This is a genomic window from Rothia sp. HMSC065G12 (genome assembly GCF_001811455.1).
Lineage (GTDB): Bacteria > Actinomycetota > Actinomycetes > Actinomycetales > Micrococcaceae > Rothia > Rothia dentocariosa.
In genome coordinates this window covers 12978-25900 of record NZ_KV804808.1, presented here as the reverse complement: position 1 = coordinate 25900, position 12923 = coordinate 12978, and the positions used below count along the sequence as shown (strand labels likewise).

At 53.6% G+C, this 12923-nt stretch carries 8 protein-coding genes; 1 reads left to right on the top strand and 7 read right to left on the bottom strand.

From position 1 onward, the window contains the following. Window positions 1-85: 85 nt before the first annotated feature. The 6 genes from HMPREF2804_RS02410 to HMPREF2804_RS02385 all read right to left on the bottom strand — a co-directional run bounded on the left by HMPREF2804_RS02410 (window position 86) and on the right by HMPREF2804_RS02385 (window position 8963). A complete protein-coding gene (locus HMPREF2804_RS02410) occupies window positions 86-436 on the bottom strand; it encodes a PLD nuclease N-terminal domain-containing protein (RefSeq protein WP_070448450.1) in 351 nt (116 codons plus the stop codon). Window positions 437-484: 48 nt separating this feature from the next. Then, window positions 485-2038 (bottom strand): alanine/glycine:cation symporter family protein, encoded by a 1554-nt coding sequence (locus HMPREF2804_RS02405; RefSeq protein ID WP_070627118.1) that lies wholly within the window; start codon window positions 2036-2038, stop codon window positions 485-487. Between the two features lie 341 nt (window positions 2039-2379). Next, window positions 2380-5682 carry a bifunctional lysylphosphatidylglycerol synthetase/lysine--tRNA ligase LysX gene (gene lysX / locus HMPREF2804_RS02400; RefSeq protein WP_246824100.1) on the bottom strand — a complete coding sequence of 1101 codons (3303 nt, stop codon included), beginning with the start codon at window positions 5680-5682 and terminating at the stop codon, window positions 2380-2382. Window positions 5683-6078: 396 nt separating this feature from the next. Then, on the bottom strand, window positions 6079-7434 hold the full coding sequence (gene nhaA, locus HMPREF2804_RS02395) for a Na+/H+ antiporter NhaA (RefSeq protein ID WP_070627116.1): 1356 nt from the start codon (window positions 7432-7434) through the stop codon (window positions 6079-6081). A gap of 238 nt (window positions 7435-7672) precedes the next feature. Beyond that, window positions 7673-8197 carry a ferritin gene (locus HMPREF2804_RS02390; protein WP_013398195.1) on the bottom strand — a complete coding sequence of 175 codons (525 nt, stop codon included), beginning with the start codon at window positions 8195-8197 and terminating at the stop codon, window positions 7673-7675. A gap of 223 nt (window positions 8198-8420) precedes the next feature. After that, window positions 8421-8963: a MarR family winged helix-turn-helix transcriptional regulator gene (locus HMPREF2804_RS02385; RefSeq protein ID WP_070627114.1), complete on the bottom strand. Its 543-nt coding sequence runs from the start codon at window positions 8961-8963 to the stop codon at window positions 8421-8423. 1676 nt (window positions 8964-10639) lie between these two features. Here HMPREF2804_RS02385 and HMPREF2804_RS02380 point away from each other — a divergent pair. Continuing rightward, window positions 10640-11269 carry a superoxide dismutase gene (locus tag HMPREF2804_RS02380; RefSeq protein WP_006886979.1) on the top strand — a complete coding sequence of 210 codons (630 nt, stop codon included), beginning with the start codon at window positions 10640-10642 and terminating at the stop codon, window positions 11267-11269. Window positions 11270-11390: 121 nt separating this feature from the next. On the opposite strand, the gene HMPREF2804_RS02375 is transcribed toward HMPREF2804_RS02380, so the two are convergent. Beyond that, complete coding sequence (locus tag HMPREF2804_RS02375) at window positions 11391-12863, bottom strand: ATP-binding protein (RefSeq protein WP_070627112.1); 1473 nt, start codon at window positions 12861-12863, stop codon at window positions 11391-11393. Between the last annotated feature and the right edge of the window lie 60 nt (window positions 12864-12923).

Below are 12923 nucleotides of genomic sequence, written 5' to 3'. Positions count from 1 at the left end.
TAGAACTATACAGGCTCCGTAACAGACCGTCCACTTCGGTATTCGTGAACTTACTCACCGAAGGTTGAAATTGTCATAGGATATGTTATTTTCCTTCGTCGTGAGGGTTCGAGGCGGTATCGGTCTGGTTCGCGGCGGCCGCATCCTTTTTCTCGCGATGCACGCGCAAAAACCACGCCAGCGCACCAAAGTACGGGAGTACCAGAATGAACAGAAGCCATTTGAGCTTCTGAATCTCGTTGAAGTAGGGGCTGCGATGCACCGTCAAAATGCAGTACAGCACCGAAGCAATCCAGATAAAAATCAGGGCAAGCACCGTGTACTGGTAGATTGCCTGCGCCGTCGGATTCTGAAAAAGCACAAGAGGAAATACCGAAAAACCTAAAGTCAGCACGTCTTTAGTATGCCAGAGGATACGCCAAGCGCCCGAGAACATAAAATTTATGTCCTCGGGCGCTGCGGGGAGAGTTATCTAGGTGAAACGTTATACATTCGCAGCCTTTTTGGCGCGTTTGGCCGCAGCTGCCGCATCACGCTCAGCCCAGAACTCGCGGGTGGTCACCTCGTCGGTGCCGTCCCAAGCCGCAAGATTCTTAATCTCAGGCATATCGGATGCCTTGAAAATAGGCTCCACACCGGATTTGCGCTGCCGCTCGTAGTTCTTGAGCACCGCAACGACCTTCGGCGAAAGCCACACCACCGCAATCAGGTTCACGATCACCATGCCCGCGTTGAGCATATCTGCCGTGGTCCACAGCAGGCTCAGCGATGCGATCGCGCCAAAGAACACAAACCCCAGCACCACCAGGCGGAACACAGTCAGCGCCCAACGCTTTTCGGTCACAAAGCGGATATTTGACTCGCCGTAATAGTAGTTGCCGATGACCGAGGAGAAGGCGAAGAGGAAAATCGCGATGGTTAGGAAGTGGGTGGCCCAGGTGCCGAGCTGGTGGGCAAGCGCATCCTGAGTCAGGCCCGCACCGCGGGTCTTATCGCCATAGACAGGATTCGACAGAAGCACAATGAACGCGGTGACCGAGCAGACCAGCATCGTATCGAAATACACGCCCAAAGCCTGTACGTAACCCTGCTTTGCCGGGTGCGAAATAGTTGCGGTTGCGCCCGCGTTCGGGGCGGTACCCATGCCGGCCTCGTTCGAGAGCAGACCGCGCTTCATGCCCCAAATAACGGCGCCCATCGTGCCGCCCACCACGAACTCGCGCAGACCGAAAGCACCCTGGAAAATCATGAGCAGAACGTTCGGGATTTCGCCCACATTGAGCACAACCACGAACAGCCCCAGCAGCATGTACAGCACCGCCATGAACGGCACCAGAAACTCGGTTACCGACGAGATCGCACGAATACCGCCGAAGATAATCGCAGCCGTCAGTGCGGCAATGAAAAGGCCTACTACGATACGGAAACCCATACCCTCGGTACCGGAAATACCGATATCCAAGGAATTCGCGCTAGCTTCCACGATCGCATTGGTTTGTACCGCGCAGAACACAAAACTATAGGTGAGCACGATAAAGCCCACGAAAATCAGGCCCAGCCAGCGTGCATTCAGGCCACGCTGCATATAGTAGGCAGGACCGCCAATATAGGAATCCTTGCCGCGTTCTTTATACAGCTGACCCAGCAGGGATTCGGCAAAAGCGGATGCGCCGCCCACGGCAGCAATGACCCACATCCAGAACACCGCGCCGGGACCACCCATTGCAATAGCGATCGCCACGCCAGCAATATTGCCGGTGCCCACGCGGGATGCCGCCGAAACGGTGAACGCGCGGAATGAGGAAATGCTCTTGCGCCCATCGGCCTCGTGGCCGGACGGGTCGGTGAGGACGCGCAGCATCTCGGGCAGGGAACGCCACTGCACGGCACGGGTGCGGATCGTCAAGAACAAGCCCACGACAATCAAGGCAACGAACAGAAAGTTTTCCCATATCCAGCTTTGAATGCTGTCAACCACGCTGGTCGCACCAGCGGTGGAGGCGTTGATGTCCTGAATATAATTCACAAGTGAGTCCACAGGTTTTCTCTTTCGTCACGGCATAGAAGCGTCATAGGGGTAGCAACTATGCGGGCATGAAGGCGCGAAGGTGCAAACCGGGTAGACCGCACGCCAGGGAAAGAAATTCCCTTTAGAAATTACAGGTACTTATTGTTCCGTTGATGAAGGGTGTACGGCAATCTCATTGGGGGTCTTGTCCACATTTGTAACGAATAATTAATATAGCCGGAACACGGGTGATACTCCGTTTGACAAGCAAAAACATCAAAAAGTTATGGCTGAACCACAACTCATATCAAACATCGTTTAATGGACATAAAAACACTCTCTAGTGGAGAAAATGAATCTTTGACTACATGCTACTTCACGGGTTTAACAAACGGGAAAGAAAGCACCCCGCGAATCTGGGTCTGCGCCATGAGCATCGCCAAGCGATCAATGCCGATGCCCAACCCGCCCGTCGGGACAAGCCCGGTCTCAAGGGCGTACAGAAAATCCTCATCAATCTGCATGGCTTCCGGGTCTCCCGCTGCAGCCTTGAGAGACTGCTCGGTCAGGCGGCGGCGCTGTTCTAAAGCATCCGTCATCTCGGAATAGGCGGTTCCCATCTCCATACCGTTAATCACCAAATCCCAGCGTTCCACCAAGTGCGGCTTGGTGCGATGCGCACCCGCCAGGGGAGAGGTCTCCACCGGAAAATCCGTATAAAACGTGGGGAACACAGTTTTTGACTCTACCAGCTCACCATAAAGCTCCTCAAGAATGGCACCCGCGCCCATGTCATCACGCACATGAATCTGATGCTCATGCGCCAGCTCAAGCAAAGTCTCAAAATCTGTTTCACTCGAAATATCGCGCCCCAGCGCACGCGAAAGGGCCTCGCATACCGAAACTGCCCGCCACTCACCCGAAACATCCGTGAGAGTACGCTCGGTACTGCCCTTCTCGCCCAGCGGAAGTACCTCAGAACCATAGACGGCCCGGGCAGCGTTCTTGATGAGCGTTTCGGTAAGCTTGCGCATGACCGTGTAATCTGCGTAAGGCTTATAAGCCTCTAACACCGTGAACTCCGGGTTATGGGTGGCATCCGCGCCTTCGTTGCGAAAATCCCGCCCTAACTCATAAACAGCGCCCAAACCGCCAACCACCAGGCGCTTAAGATACAGCTCGGGTGCTATGCGAAGCGTCAAATCCGCGCCATAGGCGTTAATAAAAGTTTTGAAGGGGCGCGCGCTCGCACCGCCATGAATAGTATTCAGAATCGGGGTCTCAACCTCGGTAAACCCTGCATCATCAAGCGTGCGGCGAATGGCAGTGATCAGTGAGGAGCGCATCCGAAGGTTTTCAAGCTGCTGCGGATGCACCAACAGGTCGGTCGAGCGTTTGCGGATGCGCGCCTCCGGATCATTCAACGCCCCGTACGGAATGGGGTGTAGACACTTCGCCGCCATCTGCCAGCCGTGCACAATGACGGATGCGGTCCCGGTGCGGCTAGCCCCCGCCGTGCCGGTCACGAGCAGAATATCGCCCGTATCGACGGCGGACTTGAGAAGCCGAAACTCGCGCTCACTCACAAGGCTGCGCTCGGCAATAATCTGTACCTGTTTGCCTTCCTCAGACAGGGTCAGGAAGATAACCCCGCCGTGGTTGCGAATAAACCGCACCCTGCCCGACATGGTAAACTCCCCGCTTGGAAGCGTATGGCCGCTCAGCCCATCGTGCACCTGCACCGTCGAATACTCGCATGTGACTCCCAACGGGTACGGGTTCATACCGGCATCCCGAAGCATCTGCAGGTGACGAATACGGTGCTTGGTCTGATCGCTGAAGCGGTGTTCGGGGGCCTGCGCCTCGCCCGGATGCATACGCTCGATCTCGTGCACTCGCGCGATCTGGTCTTCAGTCAGGCGGTGCACTTCATGGCGCTGTTTACGTGCTGAAAAATCGGGCAGGAAGCCCTCGGCAACCCCAGCCGCTGCCGCAACGTTCAGAAAGGCCAGCGTCGGTTCCGCAACCATATAGCGCGGCATCCACTCCGGGGCGAACTTGAGGTTGAAGCGGTACAGTCTCTCCAACTGAAGGAACCTGTCTAAAACCCCCAGCGACCGAGAAGCGAACCTGCTCCAGGCATTAGCACCGAACTGATCTGCGTTCTCATACACATGGCGGAACATAGCAAAGTTCAGTGAAACACGCGTGATGCCGTAGTCGGGGGCATCCTCCATAAGCTGGGCAACCATATATTCCACGATGCCGTTGGGGCTGTCAGGGGAGCGGCGCATCACATCCAGCGATATGCCGGTGCGGCCCCACGGCACGAATGAGAGGAGCGCAACCATTGTGCCAGCAGAATCATGCGCTGAAACAAGCAGATTGCGACCGTCTGCGGGGTCTGAGAGCCTGTTGAGTGCCATCGAGAACCCGCGTTCAACCTTGCCGTGACGCCAAGCGTTTACGTTATTTTCCACCTCGTGCAGCTGCTCGGGTGAAAGCTCACGATGCCTGCAGATTTTCAGCGTGTACCCGGCCTTACGAACCCGCTGGTGGGCGTGGCGTACCCCCGTAAGCGAGGTATTGTTCAGGCTAAAACGTGAGACCTCTAGAATGGCTTCGTCCCCCATGCGGATTACGCCCAGTCCCCGGCGTGCGAAAGCTCTGGCGCCGTCTTCGCTCACGCTGATGGCGGCGGGAATCCACCCGTAGCGGCGCACCTGGTGCATCCACCGGTCGATTGCGGAACCCCAGGACGCCGGATCGCCCACCGGGTCGCTGGACGCCAAACATACAGAGCCCACTTGCCTGTAGGTGACGGCGGCGCGCATATCCGCCGAGAAAATCACCTGCTTATCGCGGCGTGTTGCAAAGTACGAGAGTGAATCGTTCCCGCCATACTCCTGTAAAAGTTCGCGCAGGCGCAATTCCCGATCGGCGGTCCAGGTATTAGGGACACGGTACCCCCGCACCACCACATACACCGCGATCAGTGCAAAAATTCCGTAGAACACGGATGCTGCCCCCACCACCGTGGCACCCGGGTTTGCACCCTTGAGTTCGGGAAAACTATCGAGCCCTAACCCCTGTTTGAGCAGGTGGGGAACCGTAACCCCCGGCACGTGATGCCCAAAATACCAGGCCAGCAGGGTTGTCACCGTTAGCCCGCCGAGGAAGACCACGGTTGCCAATACCCATGAAATTCGGCCTATATGCGCCGGGAAGGCAGAGCGTGCCAGGATGAGAAGCGGAATAAAGATAGCCGCCACAATAATAGCTACGGTGTCGAGTGTGGAGGAGAAAAATTCTTCGCTCGGCATCACGTTATCGGGGAAGAAGAGCAGAAGCGCACTTCGTGTTCCGATGAGGATGCCGATGACTTGAAAGAAGATGACGGCGTAGAGGGCGGCTCGTTTACGGGTAATCAGAGCGGATGTCATGACCACCATGATGACCGCGCTCACCAGCGTATGACTTGATGGGATGTTGAGCAGGCTCGCGGTGATTTCCCACCAGGTGAACCCGTGACCCCTGCGAAGCGGGGAAATAATCCAGGTGAAAAGTGTCAGAATTGTCGCGATTGAGTAGATACCGATAACCCAGCGGGCGATGATTTCCGCATAGCGTGATGTCGTGTGATGGGCGTCTGTGCCCCGCTTCTGATGTGCCATAAACCGTTCTCCACCAATCACTCGGTACATTTCATTCTACGGACATGCCGTGTGTATGCGTAGAATCTGAGGGCGTAAGACAGCGCACCATTGGGGTGGAGGTCGAAAGCGCTGCCAGGGGTTGCCATGCAGGGAGTGCTTTGAATGCCATATGGCATATGCGGTAGACTCCCCGCCATCGATATATTCCAAAAATAGAATATATCTGAAAGGGTGCAGCATGGTTAGAGGCGTTGGGTTGGATGTTTAGAAAAAAGCTCTCAAACCTGAGAAATATCAGCTATATTCCAGAACGAGAATAGAAAAATCCGGTGGTGATTCTTAGGGGTGTCACCACCGGATTCTTAATAGTAGAGCAGGGTATTCACCGATCTCTCCCCACCGAAGACAGACCGTCTAGGATTGTGATTTACGCTGCTGGAACACGTCCGGAACGCCATCCATATCGGCATCCACGCTCTCCTTTTCCGCCAGTAAACGGTAGTGCTTATTGCGGCGGGAGAGAATCAGAGCACCCAGAATTGCGGCGGTCACTGAACCGAAGAGAATAGCGATTTTGGCGTCTTCACCGTGCGGCGATCCACCGGTGAATGACAGTTCTGCCACCAGAAGCGATACGGTAAAGCCGATACCGCCGGTAACCGCAAGACCTATGACGTCAATCCACTGCACATCCGGGTCTAGGTTGGCGTGCCTGAACCTGGTAACCAGCCAGGTGGTTCCCGTAATACCGATGGTCTTGCCGAAAACTAGGGCGAACATAATACCCAGGGAGACTGAGTCGGTGAGGGCCCGCTTAAGACCGTCAAAACCGCCCATAGCAACACCGGCGCTAAAGAAGGCGAAGACCGGCACGCAGATACCCGTGGAAAGCGGGCGGAAACGATGCTCGAAAACCTCGGCGAGACCCGCATCTGCACCCGCAGCTTCGGTACGTTTATTGAATTTAACCGGAACGCAGAAACCAAGCACCACGCCGGCAATGGTTGCGTGAATACCGGATTCAAGGAAAAGAGCCCACGTGATAAAGCCCAGGGGCAGAAGCAGAATCCACGCTGCGGCGGGCTTGAGGTGCAGCATTTTTTCGCCGCGATAGGCGATAAAGGCGAATAGCGAGATAGGAATGATCGCAAGGAGCAGGTATTCGCCGTGGAATGTGCCGGTGTAGAAGATCGCAATAATACAGATAGCGATCAGATCATCAACCACCGCCAGGGTAAGAAGGAAGATGCGCATTGCCGAGGGCAGGAACGTTCCCACGCCCGCCAATACGGCGACCGCGAAGGCAATGTCGGTTGCCGTGGGAATGGCCCAGCCATGTATAGCGGTGGGGCTGCTGAAGTTGATAGCGGTGTAGATGATGGCGGGGGTAATCACGCCGCCGAAGGCTGCTGCGATGGGAACGATCGCGGTTGCCGGTGATTTGAGGTCACCGATAGCGAACTCTTTTTTGAGTTCAAGACCGGTCAGGAAGAAGAATACTGCCAAGAGACCGTCTGCCGCCCAGGTGCCTATCTTCATGTGAAGGTGGTGAAACCCTGGAACTTCGGGACCTATAACGGTATCGCGCACCCCAAAATAAATATCTGCCAGTGGGGTATTGGCAAGAACTACCGCGAGGACGGTCGCCACCAACAGGATGCTGCCGCCCACGGACTCCGTGCGCAAAATATCTGCAACTCGCTTAGAGTTGCTGTAGGATCCACGGCTGAAAACTGTATTTTCTGAGTTCGGTGTCTGTGATTGGGTCATATTCTCTGTAGTTATCCTCCGGATAGGAATAATTCTTACTATTCTAACGCTCCTACCTAGGAGATGGTATTTTTTGCTTCTAAAGGTATAAATATACTTAACCAATATATGCCATTTTGGGCATACATTCTATAACGTAAGCGAAATTTCAGGGTCAATATAAATATTCTCGCCCCTGCCGTAATATTGGCTCGGAGCGAGAATATAAAAATTATGCAATTATGAGGTGTGAGATACCTTAGGACCCTGCAACGGCAGGAGCGGAGCTGTCTTCGCCATGCGACTCATCGAGCTCACGAGCCACATAGTTTTCGATGTCGAAGAGGTTTCCGTTTGCACGCTTCACGATGGTGACGAGGGTTTCCATCGATGCAACTTCCTCAACCTGTTCCTTCAGGAACCAGAGGATGAACTGCTCACCCAGAGCATAGTTTTCGTTGCGTGCTGCGGAGAAAAGAGCCTCGATCTGACCGGTGACTTCCTTTTCCTGCGCCAGGGAAAGATCCACGATCTCCTGAACATCTTTAAAGTCATTCTTGACGCTCGGAACTGCGGGAATCTCAACCTTGTGGCCGCGATCCAGCTTGTACTGAACCATCATGAGGGCGTGCCCACGCTCCTCCAAAGACTGGCGGTAGAAGTAACGCGCCAACTGGGGAAGGTCCTCACCATCAAGCCAAATCGCCATTGAAAGGTATTGGTGGGATGCGGCAAACTCGTGACCGATCTGTTCGTTGAGCAGATCATAGAAGGACTTAGACATAACTTTTCTCTCCTTGAAATTAGGGTGTGTGTTCTATTTGCGTAGGGTACAGTGCAACGCTGTCGAACCCATCATAGAGGGCCGAATCAGCACTGTATAGAGAGAAAAGGCTAATCTGGAGGCGTATTTAGGGGTTCCTGATCTCGGTCTATCACACCACAACAGAACCGTTATGATGTGCTCGCAAGCCTCGGAAAATCCGGATGTATTCGTTCGCGCAGGCTCAGGCGGGGTAACTTCCGCGCCGCAAACTCGACGATGAAATAAGTTTAGAAGGCGTATCGCCCAAGATGCTTTCGCCGATATTAGCTAAAGCACGCACCTGATCTTCCGTGAGGTGGTCGAAAATCTCGTGACGTACCTGTGCTACGTGACCGGGTGCCGCATCCTGAAGCTTCTGCAAACCCTGAGGAAGCAGATGGCAAATGCTGACGCGGCGGTCTTCGGCGCTGAGTGACCGGGACACGTACCCGTCTTTCTCCAGTCTGGCGACCACGCGCGAAAGACGCGCCGGCAGAGTGTTTGTGACCAGCGCCAGCTGCGTCATTGTTAACTCGTGATCCTCTGACTCTGAGAGTCCAACAAGTACCATGTACTCGACATAGCTCAAATCGGCATCCTGCTGAAGCTGATTATCGAGCTGCCGTGTGAGGTTGAAGATGATCGAGCTGATAAACAGCCATCCCTCACGTTCTTCTTCATTTAGCCATTTGGGCTCCGCCTTCTCTGGAAGATTGCCAGAGACGGTGGTTGCTTGTTTGGGCATGAGTGTTCCTCCTCGCACCTCCAGCTTTTAAACTGAGCGCATATATAAGGTGTGTAAAGTTCATTGTACTTGTTAAGACAGCAAACCCTCAGATATTGCTCAAAACTTGGTATGTCTTTCCTTAAAGTACACACTGACGGCACAAATTTGTCCGAAATACGTCACACCATTGTCGGCGTGTCTTCGACAATTTGCTCGGGAAATAGCGCTTCCCGAATGAAATCATTGTAATGATTACCTGTAAAAAATACTTGATAATTCAAGGTTTTACACGTAAAGAAGGTAAAATTTTGAGGCTACTTAGGTAGTACTCGCCAGGAATATTACAAAATGATTAAAAAAATTTGGGAAAAAATACCATTTGGGTTTGCACATGATAAATAAGCGTGTACACTGGTATGCATAACGGGGTCGAAAAAGAAGCCCGCGGGGCGAGACCGGAAGCTCAAACCGACAGGGTTCGACTCTCTATTTATCGGTGATTGTCGTCGGTGTGCAGGTAACCTGCATTTCTACCGGCGGTTGTGCGGTGCGGGTACTGTTCGTGGTTGGGCGGTTCCCGCGCCGTTCTTTTTAAGAATACCCTACGTACCCCGTCAACACTAGCAAGAATGCCTTATAGGTGGGCAAGCGCACATCAAAACGGTTGCGCGGCGTCTATGCTCGCTACTTCCCCGGTATTTCGGGGGTTTTCTATTAATTTTTTCCCCAATGGTCACGGTCTTTCATGCCTTTCTGCACGGCGTGGTGCATGGTGGGCCGTGCGGGATCGCACGCAGTACGCCAGATCCATACCTTAACTACCCCGGCAGAGCAGGATGCGCCCGGCGTGTCGCGTTCCTGCGCATTCTGACATTCACAGGCGTGCATGACCTCTCTCGATACGTGGAACGACAGGGGCAAGCAGTGTAAGCGTGCTCTGGGAGATGCGGCTGATATGACCCCAAATGAACTCTTCCCAGGGCTTTATCCACAGTACTTTTCCACACTGTGGAGAACTTACACGACTGTTATTAGGGAATCTGGATCACACACGCATTAAGCCCACTGTGTCTTAGAACGCGCCCGTTAATCCGTGCAAATACGCGAAAATAACTCTGCTATGAAAATCTTCGGTGGACGCATCCAGAATTTTGAGGCTGTCGAGACAAGTTTTAAACAGATACTATCCACACCTGTGGAAAACTTTGTGAACAATTTCCACCGGTCATTATCCACAGAATAGGTTGTGCATTATGCACACACTAAATTCTGCTTGTGAAAACTATATGCGGTACTAGCGTGTGAGTTTTTATGGGCGAAAAGACGCTAAAACACAGCGAACACGGTAAAAATTGCGCGTAACATAACGACACTAATTTTCGGCTTTTGGCGTCATAAATCGTCCCTATCTATGCGCGACAGAGAATATCATTATGGGTTATCCACAAAGTTTATCCACAGCGTGGATAACTTACATACCTGTTATTTGCGGGTCTGAACCCCGCAAAAATCCGGTAAATACTCCGAAATCGTGATGAATTTGAAATAAAATCCACGGGTTTATCCACCCCTGTGGAAAACTTTCTCCACCCTATGCACAGCATCCCCGCACAACGCCCAGAACCCACTGAACTCGCAGGCAAACGCTGGTACCCTTGTAACGACGCCATCTTCTGAATGAAAGGGCATACACTATGGCTGAAAAGTACACTCTTCCCGAGCTCCCCTACGACTACGCGGCGCTCGAACCCCACATCTCCGCAAAGATCATGGAGCTACACCACGATAAGCACCATGCAGCCTATGTTGCAGGCGCAAACGCAGCCCTAGAGCAGCTTGAGGAAGCACGCGCAAACGGCTCCTACGGCAACGTTTCCAAGCTGTCCAAGGATCTTGCCTTCAACCTGGGCGGTCACACCAACCACTCCATCTTCTGGAAGAACCTTTCCCCCGAGGGCGGCGACAAGCCCACCGGCGAGCTCGCAGCGGCTATCGACGAGTTCTTCGGTTCCTTCGACAAGTTCCGTGAGCACTTCACCAACGTTGCCCTCACCATTCAGGGCTCCGGCTGGGCAATTCTCGCCTGGGACACCGTGGGCAAGCGCCTCATCATTGAGCAGCTGTACGACCAGCAGGGCAACATCTCGGTTGCACTGATTCCCGTTCTGCAGCTCGATATGTGGGAGCACGCCTTCTACCTGGACTACCAGAACGTGAAGGGCGACTACGTCAAGGCATTCTGGAACATCGTGAACTGGGCAGACGTCGCTGAGCGCTTCGCACGCGCAGTTTCGCAGACCAAGGGTTTGGTGCTTCCCGAGTAGTCCTCAAGGATTAACGACGCGCTCGCACTCAGGGCGTATCGTATACGGGCGGGTGCCCGGTGCCTCTTCTAACAAAGGCGCCGGGCACCCGCTTTGCGCTATAGAACTCACGGGTTAGTGGCTACACGGTGATGAGATGGTATACAGAACCGCGATGCCCTGAGTGTGCTTGCTGTTCCGCTATACCTCGTTTGACCAATTTGGGCAGTGCATACCGAACCTGCCGTGCGGTTAACTGGGTATCTTCTACGAGATCGGCGACCGTAGCGGGCTTCTGCGCTAAGGCAGAATACACCTGTGATTCTGTGGCGGATAGTTCCTGCGGTACGTCAACATGCTGGGAAGACTGTGCCGCCCGTCGATCCCGTGTGGACTGTGCATCGTCCGTGGAGCGGTAAATGATAACGCGTACCTGAATGCCTTCATCAAGGATGCGCGCCTCGCGCAAACCAGCATTGCGTAAGGCCTGCTGTGCCGCCAAAATACCGCCGCCTTCTCCCTCAATGAGCCGACGACCGTCGCTGAGACGAATATTCTGACAGATAGCGTACAGTGCCTCATTCACAGCCGCAGGGCGGTGCACAAGACCAACCTGACTAGGTAAAATACCCCAAAAACCACCGGGGCTGATGATCTCAACACGGCCACGCTTAATAAAAATCTGCACGAACTTTCCCGAAGCATCCCGCTCATAACTGCGGTGCACAAGGGCATTCGCCACGAATTCGCGCAGAGCCACCAGAGGAATTTCGGGTTCATCCACCAGACCCGCCCCATCAGGGGTTGTTACGGTGCGGTTTTTGAGATTACGCACAAGCCAGGCAAGTGCGTCTTCAAGCATGGCAGGAATAGGGCCTTCGCCCCGAAAACGGTCATCATTACGGGCTGTACCGCTCATAGACACTACGCCGATAATACTTGCCCCAGAATAAAACTGCTGCGGATAATCCCCCAGAGCACATAATCCGGCCAAGGTTAAATCGTTCTGCGCGGCGGTGAGAACATTGCGTTTGTGCAGAATTTCCTGATCAGAGTCATGCCGCAAACGTGCTGAGGAGAGGCGAACCTGACGCAGAAAGTCCTCAGTGTACGGCTCATCTAAATCTTTGATGGACGTGCCAGGAATATTTCGTAGGTCATTCTGTGGTTTATGGCGTTGGGCATACATAAGGCTTAGCGCGTAACTATCCATCGGGTAGTCACCGTCTCCGAGGCGTTGATACGCCACATTACCTTTAAAGCAGGGGCGTTCCTGTACCGGTAACCCTGGAACAGATACGATGAGCACCTGATGATCGCCCAGAACCATATCGATGGTTTCTACCGCGATTTTTGGTTTGAGATTCTGCGCGGCGTCAATAATTTTTGCTCGTAAATCTTCAAGATCGTAAACGCCCACGGGTGCAAAATCTTGGGATTCGTCCACGCCGCATATGATGATGCCACCGTCAGGAAGATTGGCGAAACTGCAGATAGTTTCAGCAATAGAAGACGGGTAACCGTTATGCGCCGACTTCACCTCAACGGTCAGGCTATCCCGACCAAGGAGGCGTAGCTCATTCAGAGTCTGTGTCACTTCTTCAGGCGTATACATGTAAATATTGTAACTCTGAGAGTGACAATATGAGCGTCTGATCGGGGTGAAAGTTACAAA